Source organism: Leptolyngbya sp. ST-U4 (assembly GCF_039962215.1).
In the GTDB taxonomy this organism is placed as follows: domain Bacteria; phylum Cyanobacteriota; class Cyanobacteriia; order Elainellales; family Elainellaceae; genus Leptolyngbya_A.
This window is the reverse complement of record NZ_JAMPKZ010000031.1, coordinates 1-16,516: the sequence shown is the minus strand read 5'-3', so window position 1 is coordinate 16,516 and position 16,516 is coordinate 1. Positions and strand designations below refer to the sequence as shown.

14 protein-coding genes are annotated in these 16,516 nt (G+C 50.3%); 3 read left to right on the top strand and 11 right to left on the bottom strand.

Annotation, left to right across the window (positions count from 1 at the left end; translation table 11 throughout):
• The 5 genes from NDA02_RS23880 to NDA02_RS23860 all read right to left on the bottom strand — a co-directional run bounded on the left by NDA02_RS23880 (position 1) and on the right by NDA02_RS23860 (position 9,808).
• Complete coding sequence (locus tag NDA02_RS23880) at positions 1 to 2,262, bottom strand: CHASE2 domain-containing protein (protein ID WP_348249479.1); 2,262 nt, start codon at positions 2,260 to 2,262, stop codon at positions 1 to 3.
• Between the two features lie 41 nt (positions 2,263 to 2,303).
• Positions 2,304 to 3,029 (bottom strand): DUF928 domain-containing protein, encoded by a 726-nt coding sequence (locus NDA02_RS23875; protein ID WP_190793833.1) that lies wholly within the window; start codon positions 3,027 to 3,029, stop codon positions 2,304 to 2,306.
• A 4-nt stretch (positions 3,030 to 3,033) separates the two neighbouring features.
• On the bottom strand, positions 3,034 to 5,712 hold the full coding sequence (locus NDA02_RS23870) for a CHAT domain-containing protein (RefSeq protein ID WP_348256046.1): 2,679 nt from the start codon (positions 5,710 to 5,712) through the stop codon (positions 3,034 to 3,036).
• Positions 5,713 to 5,754: 42 nt separating this feature from the next.
• Positions 5,755 to 8,967: a filamentous hemagglutinin N-terminal domain-containing protein gene (locus NDA02_RS23865; RefSeq protein WP_348256045.1), complete on the bottom strand. Its 3,213-nt coding sequence runs from the start codon at positions 8,965 to 8,967 to the stop codon at positions 5,755 to 5,757.
• A gap of 256 nt (positions 8,968 to 9,223) precedes the next feature.
• Positions 9,224 to 9,808: a thioredoxin domain-containing protein gene (locus NDA02_RS23860; protein ID WP_348256044.1), complete on the bottom strand. Its 585-nt coding sequence runs from the start codon at positions 9,806 to 9,808 to the stop codon at positions 9,224 to 9,226.
• Between the two features lie 403 nt (positions 9,809 to 10,211).
• On the opposite strand from NDA02_RS23860, the gene NDA02_RS23855 reads away from it, so the two are divergent.
• The gene (locus NDA02_RS23855) at positions 10,212 to 10,577 is read left to right on the top strand and encodes a winged helix-turn-helix domain-containing protein (RefSeq protein ID WP_190791223.1); all 366 of its coding nucleotides are present in this window, start codon (positions 10,212 to 10,214) and stop codon (positions 10,575 to 10,577) included.
• 43 nt (positions 10,578 to 10,620) lie between these two features.
• Complete coding sequence (locus tag NDA02_RS23850; RefSeq protein WP_190791222.1) at positions 10,621 to 11,016, top strand: transposase; 396 nt, start codon at positions 10,621 to 10,623, stop codon at positions 11,014 to 11,016.
• A 38-nt stretch (positions 11,017 to 11,054) separates the two neighbouring features.
• On the opposite strand, the gene NDA02_RS23845 is transcribed toward NDA02_RS23850, so the two are convergent.
• From NDA02_RS23845 to NDA02_RS23820, 6 genes are all read right to left on the bottom strand, one after another.
• Entirely contained in the window at positions 11,055 to 11,633 is a 579-nt protein-coding gene (locus tag NDA02_RS23845; protein WP_190791221.1) for an antibiotic biosynthesis monooxygenase, read from the bottom strand.
• A gap of 122 nt (positions 11,634 to 11,755) precedes the next feature.
• Entirely contained in the window at positions 11,756 to 12,400 is a 645-nt protein-coding gene (locus NDA02_RS23840; RefSeq protein WP_190791220.1) for a flavodoxin domain-containing protein, read from the bottom strand.
• Between the two features lie 10 nt (positions 12,401 to 12,410).
• Positions 12,411 to 13,007: an isochorismatase family protein gene (locus NDA02_RS23835; protein ID WP_190791219.1), complete on the bottom strand. Its 597-nt coding sequence runs from the start codon at positions 13,005 to 13,007 to the stop codon at positions 12,411 to 12,413.
• Between the two features lie 115 nt (positions 13,008 to 13,122).
• On the bottom strand, positions 13,123 to 13,788 hold the full coding sequence (locus tag NDA02_RS23830; protein WP_190791218.1) for a hydrolase: 666 nt from the start codon (positions 13,786 to 13,788) through the stop codon (positions 13,123 to 13,125).
• 164 nt (positions 13,789 to 13,952) lie between these two features.
• Complete coding sequence (locus NDA02_RS23825; protein ID WP_348256043.1) at positions 13,953 to 14,573, bottom strand: glutathione S-transferase N-terminal domain-containing protein; 621 nt, start codon at positions 14,571 to 14,573, stop codon at positions 13,953 to 13,955.
• A gap of 41 nt (positions 14,574 to 14,614) precedes the next feature.
• A complete protein-coding gene (locus NDA02_RS23820) occupies positions 14,615 to 15,319 on the bottom strand; it encodes a pirin family protein (protein ID WP_190791216.1) in 705 nt (234 codons plus the stop codon).
• A 176-nt stretch (positions 15,320 to 15,495) separates the two neighbouring features.
• Between NDA02_RS23820 and NDA02_RS23815 the strand changes: the two genes are divergently transcribed.
• Entirely contained in the window at positions 15,496 to 16,392 is an 897-nt protein-coding gene (locus NDA02_RS23815; RefSeq protein ID WP_190791215.1) for a LysR family transcriptional regulator, read from the top strand.
• Positions 16,393 to 16,516 lie beyond the last annotated feature (124 nt).

Below are 16,516 nucleotides of genomic sequence, written 5' to 3'. Positions count from 1 at the left end.
CTACTCCCGATTCAGGATGACAACAACTTCTGTACCTTGATCAGGTTGACTTTGAATAATTAATTCACCGCCAATCTGCTCAACTCGCTCACTCATTCCTACTAAACCAAATCCCTGATTTAGAGGTATCTGGTCAATCTCGAATCCTTGTCCATTGTCTTTAACCCGTAAAAGACAATGAGTCTCTTCGTAAACCAATTCAACGCGAATTTCGCTGGCATGAGCATATTTAATGGCATTGGTTAAGGCTTCTTGTCCAATGCGAAGTAGATTATTTTCAACATTGGGTGATAAGGGATAAGCTGTGCCAATGACTTCACAAATGAGAGAAGTATCCGTGGACGACTTCATTTGAGCAGTTAAGTGTTTGAGGGCATCAAATAAGCTACCCTTTTCTAATAATTTTGGTCGCAGGGCTGCCACCGATCGCCGCGCCTCAGACAATCCTGTCCGCGCCAATTCATCAACGGTTTCTAAGCGTGCTTGTACCGTTGCGGGTTTTTTAGTAATCAGTTCCATGGCTGCTCCGATATGTAGCAAAATACCTGTAAAGGCTTGTGCCAGGGTATCGTGAATTTCCCGCGCCATGCGGTTGCGTTCGTCTAAAATTGAGGCTTCCTCGGCACGTTTGCGATCGCTAATATCCTGACCAATTCCAACGAATAAGCAATTCGCCAATTGAACATTTGCCCAAGAGGTGTCGATGAAGCGATCGTCTTTTGTTCTAACTCTCAGGTCTAACCAGGTGCCCGTTGCAGCTAACATATGCTCTAAAATTTGCTGGCGCTGTTCTGAATCAGGACTACATTCAGCAATCAGGTCAATATGATTTAAATCTGTGATCGACCAGCCTAAAATTTGCTCAAACTGACGATTCACAAACTCAATTTGTCCATCTGAGTTGTAGAGCGTAATCATAACTGGAATATGATCTACGATCGTTTGTAAAAGAAGTTTTTGCTGACTCAACGTTTCTTCTGCCTGTTTGCGCTCAACAATTTCTTGCTCTAGCTTCAAAGTCCGCTCTTCAACCCTTTGTTCCAGCGTTCGAGCATACTCTCTGAGGTTGTCCCACAGTAGGTAGCCGCTGCTTGTAATCGCAGATCCAACTAAAGCTAGGAGTGGTGGAATGATAATTAGCCACCAACCTGCTAAAAATAATCCGTAGGCGCTACCGCATAATGCAACTCCCAATAGAATCACTCCCAACGCGGTTTTTCGTGGAGATGGAGATGTCCAACCGATGGCTGCTCCGATCGCTGACCAAGCGACAATCCATAAAATTTCAATCGGTTCCGGCCATACGCGCAGCAGAGGTCGTCCATCTAGCGCAGCGCTGAGCAACTGACTGGTTAACAACGCATGAACTTCAACCCCAGCGGGAGCAGCAATCGAGTCAGTTGTATAGGAGGTAAAAAAGCGGTCTTCAAGGCTTTCTGCGGTTAGCCCAATTACGACAATGCGATCGCGCATCAAATCTTGTGGTATGCGTCTGTGCAATACATCTGTAAGCGAAATTGTATGAAACCCAGGTTGGAATTTAGGAAAACCAGACAGAATCTGATATCCACGTGCATCAACGCCAACATAACCACCATCATTGGATTGCAGAGGCATAAATGTGGCTCGACCCAATCGAAACTGCGTCTGTTCAGAGTTTAGAGATTGCCGGGTGATTCCCTGACGATCAAGATAAAAGAATGCTAATCGTGCGCCCAACGTGAGAATTGAGCGATTGTCCTGAGTTCTCAAATACAACAAGCTGCGGCGAATTCTGCCATCCCTATCTAATAACAGATCGCTAGCGCTAACTTGATCTCGTTGTTTTAGAAGGGGTGGAGCTTGAATGACTTCACCCTTAGCTGTTTCGATCACCTTCTCAATGCCAATCAAATTGGGTGTGGAAGTGAAGACCTCGACTAATGCTTGATGACCCGGTTCTACAGGCAAATCTCGAAAGATATCAAGACCAATCACCCTGGGCTGTTGCTGTTTAAGCGATGAGATTACCTGAGCAAGCACAGCATCTGACATCGGCCACTGCCCAAGCTGCTGGATATCAGATTCGTCGATCGTCACCAGAACAATTCGAGAGTCAGCAGGCTCAGACGGACGTAGACGAACCATTTGGTCAAGCGCCATCAGTTCCATAAATTGGAGCGCTCCTGCCAATCGTAAAGTCAGCAATCCTCCAGCGATGCAGGGGACTGTTATCAGGACTCCACGCCATTGCCATAATTGCTGTCTCAGAGTTGTCCACACTGGATAAATGCGATCGCTCAAGGTTAATGATTTTTACCAATTCAATTGCTACTTATCATGATACTGATGCCGTTTAGTTGCAGAAATTCGCGCCAAGCGGCGTTGAGGCTAGGATCATCTGGTTGAGTGCGCCTCAACTCAAACAGGAGAGCAAGGGGATCGTACCAAATGTTATCGTCCCGGTATAACGTAATGCGTTGTCTGGGAGACGATTTCTCAATTTGTTGTAGGCGAGTTGGATTTAGTGCAATGCGTTGAATACTGCCGGTGACAAATCGATCTTCAAGGCGATCGTCCGAATTACAAATCAAGGCAAACGACCACACATAGGGTCTGTCAACCTCCAGAGGCGCTACCTGATCGGGGAGGGTAATGCTGATTAGACTAGGAGTTTGGGTTAAGGCAACAGTGGTTCGATAAACACCCTGACCCTCTTGACTACGAAGGCTAAATTCTGCATTCTCAGCACTCGTTCTAGGCACATAGACGAGAAATGTCGGACGCTCTGCCACCGTTAAACCTGGTTCGCGGGTTGGGCTAAGGGCAGTCAATACTGGAGTGGTTGCTGCTGTGCTTGTATCTTGAGGACAGGTCTGTGGGTTGCGCCGTCCCCCTGCGGCTGAGCTACCTGGATTGCTCGGTGGCGGCGGCGGATTGCTCCCTGCCTGCTGACTTTCTGCTGCGACAGCGGGGGCGATCGCCAGTTCTAAACTCAGAGTAATAACAATGGATAGACTGCAAAACAGAGATTTAATGAAATGCATCATGGTTTTATAGCCAATTTCCTAAAAGAACAAACGGTGCCCAATAGTAAGGGGACGTGTAATTGCTTTGGTGCAGCAAACTGACCTGAGCACGACGGAGTGCCTCAGCTTTTGTCACCCCAGGCAGACCTAACTCGCGATAAAGCTCAATCATTAAAGCTGCGGTAGATTGATCGCTCACTGACCATAGCGAAGCCAGCGTACTTCTAGCTCCCGATCGCACCGCCATGCCTGCCATTCCTAAAGCCGCTCGACGATCGCCCGTTGCGGTTTGGCACGCGCTCAGCACTAGCAGCTCGATCGGACTAAGCTCTTCCCTGGCGCGAAGCAGTTGATCGAGTTGTTTCACGTTGATGCGTCCATCCCATGCCAAGATAAAGGTGTCCTCGGCATTCGAGCTGAACTGACCATGCGTTGCCAAGTGAACAATCGGCGCGTCCGTAGAATCCATACGGGTTTGCAGCGATCGATTGGTGAACGTCTGATCAAGCAGCACCTGAGCGGGAATTTCGGCTTGAATTTGATCAATTTCAACCACAACATTTGGCAGTGCCGAAAAGCCTTCCCGTGCTTCACTTAATCCGGCTAGCAGTCCACGCAGCTGCAACTGTTCGATCGGTTGGGGTTGCAGAAGCTGTAAACCGGGCGTCAGCACAACACTATATTTTTCAATCAGATATTGCTGTCCATCGTGCAGGGCAGCCATTGGCAAACTGCGAAGCAAGCCATCAGGCACAAACACAAGGGTTTTAACGCCACTTGCTTCCAGCTCCGTTTCTACAGGGCGCAGCAGCAGATCATAGACCTGTTGAACGCTGGGCATCCAGTCTTCGACAAAGGCGGTCGGTCTGAGGGATTGCCGCATCTGGCTGAGGATGCGATCGACTTCTGCTTGCGTCAAGTCTGTCTTGTGATAGCGCAATGGCTGATTGGGCAAAGCCACAATCACCGCCAACTGGCTCGGCAAAATAATGGGATAAATAATGGCAGCTTGCGGATCAATCTGCTCAATTTCGATTGGATTCGCCGTGATGCAGGCTTCTCGAAAGAAGTTGTCAAGTTCTGCAAGCTGAAGTGCTTCGATCGCTTCACGCGCCTGTTTCAGATTGTCCTGACTAGCCGCATTGCCGTCCGACTGCAACAGCAGTTCCACAAACTGTCGGTAGACGGGTTCGACACTTTCTCGAAACGAAAACTGGACATCTGGACTAATGGCAGCGAGATCGGTACGTAGCGATTGCAGCGTTTTAACCGCTTCGCCATAGACAGTTGTAGCGTTTTGCAGACCTTTTGACAGGCAAGGCTGTGCGTCTTGACAGAAGATGCGCCCAAGCTGCCAATGCCATTGATAAGCAATGTCAGGTGCATCAATGGATTGAGATAGGCTGAGCGCTTGCTGAGTCAGCGTTTTAGCACTGTCCCACTGGTGAGTTGCCTCATACAGGCCCCCCAATGTGCCTAGCGCGTAGGATTCAGTCCGGTGATCACCTATAGCCCGAACTTGTTGCACTACAGCGGCGAGTGCTTGAGCCGAAGCGGTCAGATTCGCAGGCTCTCGCAGTTTGATTAAGCTTTGAGCCAAACTGATGTGAGCATAAGCTGCCTGCTGCCCTGGCGGAAATTGGGCAAGCTGAGCTTGAATATCTGGCAGCAGGCGTTGCGCGTCAGCCGATCGATCGACTTCAACTAGCAGACTAAACTCAACAAGCTGAATTTGAGTTTTTGCCATCAACGAAGGCGCGATTGCTGCTGCCCGCTGGTAGAGTGCCAGTGCTGTGTCAGTTTCTCCTTGGGCGCGAGTTGTGTTTCCTAGGCTTAGCAGAATCCCGCTAAGATCTGCTGCTGATTCGGGCGTTCCGTCTTGGAGTGCTTGAGCGATCGCCAAGCTCTGCTCTAAAACCGTTCGAGACTGAGCCAGCTCGCCCGTTAGTCTCAGCATCTTGCCCAGATTTCGCAAGCTCGTCACCTTAAGCCGCGAATCAGGTTGGTTGTGCAGCGACTGTTCGACCTGTGTCAGGAGATCTGTGGCTCGTCTGTATAGTCCGGCTGACTGTAAAGCTCTGGACTGATTGATTTGACTGCCCACAATGCCGATTGAGTCGTTTGTCTCGCGATAGGCTGCTTCAGCAGCTTTCCAGGTTGTCACAGCCTCTGACACTTGACCTTGATCAAGCTGGAGTTTTCCCTGAACCGTCAGCACTTGGGCAAGAGCAGATGAAATCTCCGGATTAGATGCTGAGTTTTGAGCTGCTAGCAGCGTCATCGCCTGCTCGATCGCACCATTGGCTTGCGTCCACTGTCCCAGATCGGCAAAAGCTGTCGCGAGAAAGCTGAGCGTGAGTGCTTGATTGAGAACATCGCCTGCTGTTTCGTAGCGGGTCATTGCTTGCTGCCAAAGGGCGATCGCCTCTGAAACCTGCCCTGTCCGATAGCGCTCTTCTGCCTGCTGCACGAGTTGAGCCAGGGGAGAAGTGGCATCAGTTTGAATGAAATTAGGTACAGCCTCTACCTGCTGCCCGGTATTCTCTATACCAATTCCAACGGCGATCTCGGCATGAAGGATAACGGTAACAAGCAGCCCTAACAGAGTCGATCGCAGAAATCGCAGCCAGCGTTTGTTGACAGAGTGGCGCTGCTCGATCGACGCTTTTTGATTGGTTCGCTTGTTTGGATATCCCTCATTCATCTGATGTTGTGGCTCCTTCTGGTGCTGATGTGAGCAACTGAGTTAGTCCCGCCCCTCACAGGCGATCGAGTGATTTAGCGCTGTGTGCACCGTGGAATCAGCAGGGGTAGCAACAAGCCTCACCTCTCCTGTGGCAGTGGTTTGCCATCCGGTTGCTTCCACAATCAGGGCATCAGCTGTGCCAGGGAAAGGGCGATCGCTGGGGCTGTCGGGTGTAGTCTGCTGAGGGGCAGTCTGCTGAGGGATGGTGAGCCTGCGGCGATCCTGCCAATCGGCATCGTCGTCGAGTTGCTGCTCTGGGGTGGGAGGTAACCCCCCGCGACCCGTAACGACAAACGAGTTGCCCTCGTCGGCAGGGCAGCCTTGAGCAATAAGCTGAGATGCATCTACTACGTCAGCAGGTAATGCCACTAATCCTGATGTTGGGTCAATCGTTGCGGTGGTGACATCCACTGTGCCGGGTAAGGCAGAAGTTGCTCCGGTGGCAGTAATGTCACTCAAGGGAGTGGAAGTTGAACTGGGCTGAATGCCATAGAGTGCGATCGCATTAATGCTGACATTGCCCCCGCGAAAGTCCTGGGAGTTGGCGCTGATGTTGCTGTTTTCGTTTGGCACTGCAACTAGAAACCGAGTATCAATGTCGATGTTGCCACCAGGAATGTTAGCTCCAGTCGCATTGGTGGTAATGTTGCTGCCGTTACGTAAGACGATGAAAGGCGATCGTAAACTAATATTCCCGCCACCACCCGAAGTGTCCGCTCGGATTCTGCCGCCGTTGTCCAGGAAGATGCGATCGGCATCCACAAACAAAGAACCTGCACTACCTCTGCCAGAACTGCTGACGGTGACTTGAGCTTGGTTTTGGATGTTGAGGTCTCCGGTTTGGAGCGTTAAGTTACCTCCGATTCCGCTGCCGCTGGTTTCGGCTGAGATGATGGAGCCATTTCCAGTGAGGGTGATGGACTCAGGCGCGGTAATGGTTAATTGTCCACCCCGACCGCTGCTGGAGGTAGAAGCAGAGATTTGTGCACCGTCTTGCAGGTCTACCCGCACAGCTTGCCCGTCTCCACGGGGTTGAATCGTTAAGTTCCCTGCATTGCCCGTGCTGGTCGTGCCTGCAAACAGACCGCTGGTTCTTCCGGATAGCTGGAGGTTGGGCGTATTGAGGGTGATATTGCCTGCCTGACCACGACTTGAAGTGCTAGTAAGCAGTTGAGCACCACCACTCAGTCGCACTGCATCGGCACTCACGGTGATGTCACCTGCGTTTCCGACTCCAGAAGCCGCAGTCGAGAGTTGAGTGTCACCCAGCAGTGAGAGTGTGCCTGCTGTGATATCGATCGTGCCACCATTGCCTGTGCCACCTGCCGACGCGGTAATCGGACTGTTGTTTCGCAGCAGGATAGTATCTCGCACGTTGAGGTTAATGCTGCCGCCTTCCCCGGATGCGGTCGCGGCAGTAATCGAGCCGCCTCGATCGAGCAAGATGGAGTTGGCATTGATTTGTAGGGTGCCTGCGCTCCCTGTGCCTTCATGGCTCACATCCACTTTTGCCCCATCAGTCACGCTCAAGCGTCCGGTGTAGATGCTCACGTTGCCAGAGGGTTGATTCGGGATAGGTGTGTTTGGATAGAACACCGTTGGCGGAAGCAGTTGAGCAGATGCACTCACCTGGCTGGGAAAGCGAATACCGGTCAGAGGAAGTTGTGCAACCCCACTGAATTCTACTGACTCGGTGGCGTTGATAGTGATACTTCCGGCTCTACCCGCTCCGAAGGTCAAAGCAGTGACGGTGCCCCCGTCGCGACCGACAAGCCTAGAGGTATTAATAGTCACATTTCCAGCATTTCCAGTATTCCCTCCGATAGCAGCAGTGGAATTCACATTACTGATTGAGGCAGACCCAAATCCAATCAGTTCTACCAAGTCGGTCGCATTAATCGTCAAATTTCCTGCATTGCCACTACCAACAAGTGGGCTAGTTCCGATCAGTGCTCCATTAAGCAGGCTTAATCGTCCAGTAGACAGCGTGATATTTCCACCATTACCAGAACTGCTTGTCACACCGGCAATACGGGTGACCAAATTGCCTAAGGAGTATCCAATTAATTGGATAGAATCAGTCGCAGCAACCGTGACATCTCCTCCACGACCAGCGCCATAGGATGAATTTATAATGCCTGCGCCATCTTGAACCAGAAGTTGACGGGTAGACACGACAATATCCGCTCCCCGTCCACTGCTGGTCGTCCCCGTGTTCAACCCACCGCTCAACTGACCATCGGGGCTGACGCCACTCAGTTCTAAAGAATCGGTAGCATTAACCTGTAGACTTCCTGCCGCTTGCTCCCCTTGATTTTGAATCAGGAGGAGTGAGCCATCGGTCAGTAAAACGCGATTTCCCTGCACTTGAATCGAACCACCCGGAGAACCACTTGCATCTGCTAATGCCCTTTGTGATAGGTGAATATCACCAAATCCTTGAATCCTTGAATAGCTAAGAGCAAACCCTGCCCCCAAATTCACAATTCCATCCCGCGCACTGCCTAACTCAATGCGTCCTTGCTCTGCCGTCAGCATACCGCCTTGAATATTGATGTCTCCCCCAAGCAATGTCAGGGTTTGTCTGGTTGGTACTTGCAGACGGCTTGAGGCATTGCCTCGAATCACGGGAGTGACTGACTGAGTGGACCCGGATAGGTTATAGCCATTCCCCTGCACCTCAATTCGTCCTGGATTCGTTCCCATCTGCAAGCCAACTGGAACACTCACCGTCAGTAGCGATGTCGTTTGGGGATTCGTGGCACTGTACTGAAAATTATCGGCAAAGTTGATGCTGTTAGCAGTCGTGGCAATAAAGGAACCGCCAATATTAAGCGACGCATTCGGACCAAACAGAATGCCGCTGGGGTTGAGCAAAAATAGATTTGCCGTGCCGTTTGCCCGAATTATCCCATCAATATTTGAGGCTGACCCACCTGTAACTCGACTGAAGATGTTCTGCACATCAGTCGCATTGTTAAAGAAGGCAGACCCACCTGTGGGCACTGAGAACTGGCTGAAGCTGTGGAAGAGATTGCCGCCTCGTCTGGCTCCCCCGTCAACCTGGAAGTTGGGATTGCCTGAAACTTGCGATCGCTCTCCCACTGGCAACGTATCATCAGGTACAACTTGAGCGGCGATCGGTTGAGGGCAACTGAGTACCCACAGTGCACTGCCTATCAACATCCATCGACCCAGATACGACTTGCTCATGGCTGTCTCACCTTTTGCGGTTACTCGATGCGATCGTGCCTCTATTTAAGACAGACAACCCTTATTCAGATAAAACAATTACCTGTGCTCGGTCTATGGCTGTTAGCCTACTTTAAGATTGACAGATATCTAATATTGCTCTTCACACCTATGCAACATATCACTGATCTTCCTTTCACTTGTACATTTACCACACAATTGCAACATTTCGATCGAGCGACTGCTTAATGCTAATGGTGAGTATAGATAAACCCTATTACACCAGACCTCCAGATTCAATCACTGCATTTAATAGTGGCCCAAATTCCAACGCATTTTGATAACGAATGCTATTGATAAACAAAGCTGGTGTGCGGGTTACGCCACTGCGCCTTCCACTTTCAATATCTTGGCGAATGCGATCGCCATACACTTCTCCAGCAATATCTCGCAAAAACTGAGTAACGTTTAGTCCTAAATTGGCAGCATATTCCACTAAATAGCCATCCCCTAAATCCTGATGATGCTCCCATAAAATTTCTGACATCTGCCAAAACTGTCCTTGCGCTCCTGCTGCTTCTGCTGCTGCGGCTGCCTTCTGAGATTGCGGATTGAGTTGAGGTTGAGGAAAATGTCGAAACACAAAGCATAAATAGTTCTTCTCATTAAGATTTCTATTAAGCTGTACTTGAATTGCTTGAATCAAAGCATAAAGTTCTCCACTTTGCGGGCATTGATAATCCCCATACTCAACGAGTACAACTCGTGCGTCTAGTGAACCCTGCCGATGATCTCGTTCAGAGGGAGACACCGCTAATAGCTGACGATCGCCAGCAGATTCAGCAAAAATATCTTGACTCATTCTCAATCTTTAAAAAAGGGAGCAATAATCATGTAAAAATTGCTTCTCTTCAATGCTCTATTCATTTATGTAACCTTAACTTATGGAATTAACGAAAACTTGTCATCAAACTAGGGTTCGTCCTGTAAGCAATAGAACGATCAGTAATGAGTTAGTCCTAAGTACTAGTCTGCATATGAACTTAAGTTCAAGCTCACATCCAACTTAAGTTGCTCATGATGAATATAGCTTGCAGTTTGCACGATGTAGAACCTATGCAACTATAGGTATCCTAGATAGGATTTGAACAAATGGTAGGTTGAGGGTGTGCCCCAAATTCTATTCGCTCAGCCGATGGAAACGCTCGAGCAGTTTATTCAAAGTAACCCACCTCCGTTGGAACTTAAGCACGCTCGCCGTGCAGATGAGTCAGAGTGGTTACAGTTATCCGCAGATCCGTGACATCCTGCAAGTGTCGGTTGGCTTCATCCCAGCCAGCTATCAACGCTACAAATGCTCAGGTGTGGAGGGACTGCGCTCTAATTATTGGGGCACCCAAGGCTATCTTGATGCCGAGCAGAAGCAAGCGTTGTTCCGGTGGCTCGACGGGCAGAATGCTTGGACGCTGGAGGAGGTGATTGACCATGTTGAGGATGAGTATGGGGTGGTCTACCAATCGCTTCAGAGCTACTATGCTCTGCTCAAAGACGCTGGCTTCAGTTGGAAGAAGGCACAACTCTCTCACCCCGACAAGAATGAAACCCTGATCCAGGAAAAAAAGAGAACTTGAATCGCTACTGGCAACGCATCAATCCGAAATCGCTAGCGAACAATTGAGAGTTTTATTTCTCGATAAATGCCAACTGCTGTGGGGTGATATCAGCGGCTATGGGTGGAGTCGGCGCAAGCAACGAGTGGATGTGGAAATCAAGTCTACCAAGCAACGGCAGACCTATTATGGGGCATTGGATTATCTCACCAAGCAGTTTGTTGTCAAAGAGTACAGCGCAGGCAACGAAGACAATACGGTTGCCTTCTTGCAGTATCTCCAGTCTTTGTATGCTGAGGACACGCGCTTGGTGATTGTTTGGGATGGGGTGAGCTACCACCGCTCAAAGGTCGTGCAGGAATTTCTAGGGCAGACTATTTGCTTTTCAAAATCTGAGCAAATGCACGATACAGTGATAGGGTTGTACATCAATCATTATGAGTTCGGGCTTCAACTCTAACTAAAGCATCAACAAATGTAAAACGCTACCCCAGGAGATTAGGGTTCAGGGTATAACCAGCGTTGGAATAGCTGAGTTAGGCGAGGCATGATCACGTAAGTGAGGAGTGCGACAACCAGTCCCGTCGTAATCAGTTGGTTGAGCAGTATTGGTAACCGGGAAAAAAGCGGTGCCAGTAGACGACTCACGACAGCGAGTGTAACGAACACACCCAGCCAAGTGACGGCTGCCATCTTGTAGCGAGGCGGCAGAGATCTAAGCGGCTGCTTCGGCAGCGTAAACCAGGTCTCTAGTCCGGTCAGCGTTTGAATTAACTCTGGCTTTTCAATCAGCGGCTGCAAGCGCTCAATCCATTGCCGTCGAACATCAGATTCTAGCCAGGTTTTGAGGTTGTCGTAGCGATCGAACTTGAGAATCACCACGTACTCAGGATGCACATGATCACGCGGTCGAATCGCACTCACGCCCAAATGTCCTTTGAAGGTTCGGGCATCTGCGGCAATGCCCTGAAACCACTTCTCGTATCCCTGCTCGCGCCCTGAACGAATTACATGAGAGATGATGGCGGTGACTTGAGCGTCTTCGTCTTTACCGATAGTGAGCGAATCTTCCAACATAAAGCTTGTATCTCCAATAGGCTAAGGGTTAAGCAATAGGGCACTACTCCTGAATAATCGCAATTTGGGGCAGGATGGACGATGGTGATCGCAAGCCAGCGATCGTCATCGAGGCAGCATGGCTATAGTGACATCTGCTGCTCATCCACAGGGGGTCCAGACCCCGAGAATAAGGCAATTAGCTCGGGTGAAGGAGCTTGATTACCCCGTGCCATCAAGTCTTTGCCCTGTAGTGCTGCTGCCACCCGCGCCACATTTGCTCCATGATGATAAGCACACTGAAGCATCTCATCGGTGATGCCAATCGGCTCCATATTCGGCCCACCACTTCTGCCATGCGCGCCCCAGTGACTGCCAGCCACGCCTGCTCCGGGTGTGGTTTTGGGCAACGGCACGATGATCATTCCTGCCGCAGCCATGGCTGCGAGCAGTCCCAGTTGCGTAATTTCAACGCCCGCTCCGGCATTGCCATAACCACCGCCCACAGAAAACACACCGCCAACTTTACCGACCAACTCATCGGTCAGCCACAGGATTTCGATCGTGTTCTCAATGAACTGCTTCACCCGTGCATCAGCGGAGCGATGGCGCACAGGCGTCCCGAGCAACAGCGCATCACAAGCGCGAACCTCTTCTTTGGTTGCCGCTGTTGCCTCGCGTAGAATGACACTCATTGCTTCTACTGATCGTGCCCCGTCCGCAACAGCCTCAGCCATTTTGTGCGTATTCCCCAGCGTTGATGTGTAGACCACCAGGATGTTTGTCATGGCAACTATCCTACGCTTCCAGGAATTTAGACAGAATTTCCTGGTACATAATGGTTTGGATCGTCTGCCCAACTCCTTCTGACCATGAATTGGCAAGCTCTGCCATCACCTGGTTGGTTGAGGTCAATGTAACCCCATGCTTTTCCATGCGCCGGAGGGCAGTTTCGTCTGCCAGCGTTGTAGGTGAGCCGCCTGCATCCACCACAACCTGTACTTCAAACCCATCTTCGATCGCGCTGATGGCGGGATAGACGATGCATACATCATTCGTCAGCCCTGCCATAATCAGCTTTTTCTTACCCGTGGCGATTACTGCATTTTTGTACTCGTCGTATTCCCAACAGTCCACCACGCCCGGACGCTTAATTCGCTTGCTATAGGCTTCAGGTGCGATCTCCTGTAGATCATCGAGCAGCAAACCCTGAAAGTGATCTTCCATGCTGCTAGTTAACACTAGCGACATTCCACTTTCAACTGCCACACGAGCCAACGCACGAGTATTTTGCACAATTTCTTCACGGGGCAAGTTACGCGCCAGTTTGATCGTGCCCTGCTGATGATCAATCAACAGCATTGCCGTGTTCTCAACGGTAAACTTGTTCTTCATGGGATTTTCCTAGGGTTCTGAAAGGACTTTACAGATCGTTATCAGACAGAAATGTTTATCTCCGCTGAGTTTGAAGTGCGATCGCCAGCTCAGCGGAGATAACACAAATCATCAATTATGCATGAGTTAAAGCAGTCGCTTTTGCATTACTGGGAGGCGCACCATGTACCATCGTGTAGGCATACTCCACGCCCACACCGTATGCGCCAGAGTGTTCTTTGACAATCTCAATCACGGCATCGTAGGTTTCCTTGCGTGCCCAATCGCGCTGGTATTCCAGCAACACTTGTTGCCAGGTGACGGGTACAGCACCCGCCTGAATGAGCCGTTGTACTGCCATGTCATGGGCGACTTGAGAGGTGCCACCAGAAGCATCGACAACAAAGTAGACTTCGTAACCTGCTTCAATCGCTTGAATCGCTGGAAAGACGAGACACACTTCTGTCCACAGCGCTGCGATCACCAGCTTCTTGCGACCAATTCGCTCAACCTCAGCCACAAATTTGGTGTCTTCCCAGGAGTTCATGCTGGTGCGCTCGATCGGAGTTTGGTCGGGGAAGATTTCTAGCAGCTGGGGCCACATATAGCCGCTGAAGCTTTGGGTTTCAACAGTCGTCAGAATGGTAGGCACGTTGAACACTTTAGCGGCTTTTGCTAAACCAACTGTGTTGTTGATCAGCGTTTGGCGATCGATATTCGTCACTCCGAACATCATTTGGGGTTGATGATCGATGAAGATGACGGTGGAATTTTCGGGCGTTAACAAGCTGTGAACAGTCATGATGAAATAACTCCTGAAGGTTGAAGAACCGAGTTTGTTGCAGCATGGAATTGGGGAGCGCGGTGACACTTCCCTGCCATACTCCTTGTCAGCGGAGACAAAGACTATGTTTGTGCAAAAGGATCGACTTACTACCCTTTAATTGAACCTTCGACAAATAAAACTTAAAGCGTGATACGTTGTGCCTGCATCGCTCGTTGTACACCCGCATCGTCTGCCATCTGCATCAGGAAGCGGTGCAAGTTGGGGTAGTCGGTGAAGGGTTTTGACAGCGACTTACCCCAGCGACAGAAAACGAACAGATACGGATCGAGAACGGTGCGTCGCTTCTCAACCATGTAGGTGCGATCGCGCATGTGGTGATCGAGCAGTTGAAAGCAGGCATCAATCTGTTTGTAAGCCGCCTCGCGCACGGCAGGATACTGATGCTCGTCCGTGATGTAGCGCTGTGGCAAAAAGTATGGATAGAAAGCAGGGTGAACATCTCCAGTCAGGTAAGACATCCACTTGTGCATTTCATACTGCGCCTCTAGCGTTGGACTGGCACCCAAATGATCGTCTGGAAACTTCTCAGCTAGATACAGCAGGATTGCTTCTGCCTCCGTCAGCACCCGCCCATCCTCCTCAATCAAGGCTGGCACTTTACCGACTGGATTGACAGCTAAAAATTCCGGTTCACGAGTTTTGCCCCGTTCCACTCGATCGAGTTCAAACGGTTTGCCAATCCATTCCAGAACGATGTGAGGGGCAAGCGAACAGGCTCCGGGCATGTAGAACAGTTTCATCACATTCTCCTTGGGGGCGATCGCCCAATTGTCGCGCTAACCTATGCCGCCATGTCGAACAGCAACACTTCCGCATCATCCGCAGCGCCTCGCAGCGTAATCAGGGATTCCTGCGCGATCGCCACCCCATCGCCAGCCGTCAGTGTTTGACCATTAAGTTGCACTGCACCTCGTGCCACTTGCAGCCAAGCCACTCGCCCATTGACAAAGGTATAGCTAACTTCGTCGCCATCGTGTAGCGCAGCCGCATAGAGGTCAACATTTTGATGAATCGTAATCGAGCCATCGCGACCATTGCGCGACCCAACCAGACGCAACTGACCGCGCTTGTCTTCGTCGGTGAATGTTTTCTGCTCGTAGCCTGGTTCAATGCCTTTCTGTTCTGGCAGAATCCAGATTTGCAGGAAATGCACAGGCTCAGTCTTTGAGGCATTGTATTCACTGTGCCTGATGCCCGTTCCAGCCGACATCCGCTGCACATCTCCAGGACGAATCACCGATCCTGTGTCAAGGCTGTCTTTATGTTCTAGTGCGCCTTCAAGGACATAGGAAATGATTTCCATATCGCGGTGTCTATGCGTACTAAAGCCCTGAGCAGGGGCTACCTTATCTTCATTAATTACGCGCAGGTCAGCGAAGCCCATGTGATTGGGATCGTAATACTCGCCAAAGGAAAAGGTATGACGACTATCGAGCCAACCAAAGTTTGCAGCACCTCGAGCTTGAGCGGGTCGTAAGGTAATCATCGAACAAACCTCCAGTGGGTTTGAGAGGAAAAGGGGAAAGGTTAAGGGCGAACTGCCTGAAAGTTCCGTTCGCGCTTTCCTTCGTGGGGACACTATGATTATGATATAGATTCAAATAAAAGACAATATGCTATTTTATCTACAGATTGTCTCCTAAAAAGCTACAATGGTGAGTGATGGATAAGTTTGAAAGCATTCGTGCCTTTACTCAAGTGGTCAACGCCGGTGGCTTTGCGGCAGCGGCAAGAGAGATGGAACTGTCGCGATCGCAGGTCAATAAGTTGGTGATTGCCCTGGAAAACGAACTGGGTGTGCAGTTGCTGCATCGCAGTACACGAGTGGTGACGCCAACCGAAAGCGGGCTGGCGTTTCATGAGCGCTGTGTTGAGATTTTAGCGAGTTTGGAAGAAGCGGAGCGATCGATCACTCAGCTTCAGGCAGAACCCAGAGGGAGACTACGGGTGAATGCGCCAATGACGTTTGGCACAATGCACTTAGCGCCTGCTTTGGCTGACTTTCTGGTGCAGTATCCTGATCTTCAAGTGCAGTTGACCTTGAACGATCGCTTTGTAGACCCGATCGAAGAAGGCTTCGATGTGACGGTGCGAATTGCTAAACCCCAAGAGGTCGCCAGTTTGATTGTGCATCCGCTAACTCCAGCTCCACGAGTTCTGTGTGCGGCTCCGAGCTATTTGGAGGCGAACGGAACACCGACTTATCCCGATGAACTGCGCCACCATTCCTGCTTGCACTACGGTCAGCTTGCGGTTGAAAGTCAGTGGACACTGATTGGAGCCGAGGGAGAACAAACGATTTCAGTGACTGGGGTATTGTGTTCTAACAATGGGGAAGTCCTTCGAGATGCGGCAGTTCGCGGGTTAGGAATTACGATATTGCCGACGTTTGTTGTGGAACCGGAATTGCAACAAGGGACGCTGCAAAGAGTGTTGCCTAGTTATCATCCGCCTGAACTTTCGATTTCGGTGATTTATCCGGTCAATCGTCATCTGTCTACCAAGGTTCGCTTACTGGTCCATTTCCTTCAGGAACACTTTGGCGATCGATCAAATTAGAATCTCAACTGGTTGCGGGTTTTGCTCTCTGGGTGAATTTGTCTGGAAGCCTCTATCTGCTTCAACTTTCATCGACTCAAGCTAAAGTGACACAAGCCTTTTTAGCTGGATGAGAATTGGAGGA

What these genes read in the sequence shown, in the direction of transcription:
- NDA02_RS23875 (WP_190793833.1), bottom strand. Translation starts at nt 3,029, where the DNA reads ATGATGCATTTCATTAAATCTCTGTTTTGCAGTCTATCCATTGTTATT.
- NDA02_RS23870 (WP_348256046.1), bottom strand. Translation starts at nt 5,712, where the DNA reads ATGAATGAGGGATATCCAAACAAGCGAACCAATCAAAAAGCGTCGATC.
- NDA02_RS23865 (WP_348256045.1), bottom strand. Translation starts at nt 8,967, where the DNA reads ATGAGCAAGTCGTATCTGGGTCGATGGATGTTGATAGGCAGTGCACTG.
- NDA02_RS23860 (WP_348256044.1), bottom strand. Translation starts at nt 9,808, where the DNA reads ATGAGTCAAGATATTTTTGCTGAATCTGCTGGCGATCGTCAGCTATTA.
- NDA02_RS23855 (WP_190791223.1), top strand. Translation starts at nt 10,212, where the DNA reads ATGAGTCAGAGTGGTTACAGTTATCCGCAGATCCGTGACATCCTGCAA.
- NDA02_RS23845 (WP_190791221.1), bottom strand. Translation starts at nt 11,633, where the DNA reads ATGTTGGAAGATTCGCTCACTATCGGTAAAGACGAAGACGCTCAAGTC.
- NDA02_RS23840 (WP_190791220.1), bottom strand. Translation starts at nt 12,400, where the DNA reads ATGACAAACATCCTGGTGGTCTACACATCAACGCTGGGGAATACGCAC.
- NDA02_RS23835 (WP_190791219.1), bottom strand. Translation starts at nt 13,007, where the DNA reads ATGAAGAACAAGTTTACCGTTGAGAACACGGCAATGCTGTTGATTGAT.
- NDA02_RS23830 (WP_190791218.1), bottom strand. Translation starts at nt 13,788, where the DNA reads ATGACTGTTCACAGCTTGTTAACGCCCGAAAATTCCACCGTCATCTTC.
- NDA02_RS23825 (WP_348256043.1), bottom strand. Translation starts at nt 14,573, where the DNA reads ATGAAACTGTTCTACATGCCCGGAGCCTGTTCGCTTGCCCCTCACATC.
- NDA02_RS23820 (WP_190791216.1), bottom strand. Translation starts at nt 15,319, where the DNA reads ATGATTACCTTACGACCCGCTCAAGCTCGAGGTGCTGCAAACTTTGGT.
- NDA02_RS23815 (WP_190791215.1), top strand. Translation starts at nt 15,496, where the DNA reads ATGGATAAGTTTGAAAGCATTCGTGCCTTTACTCAAGTGGTCAACGCC.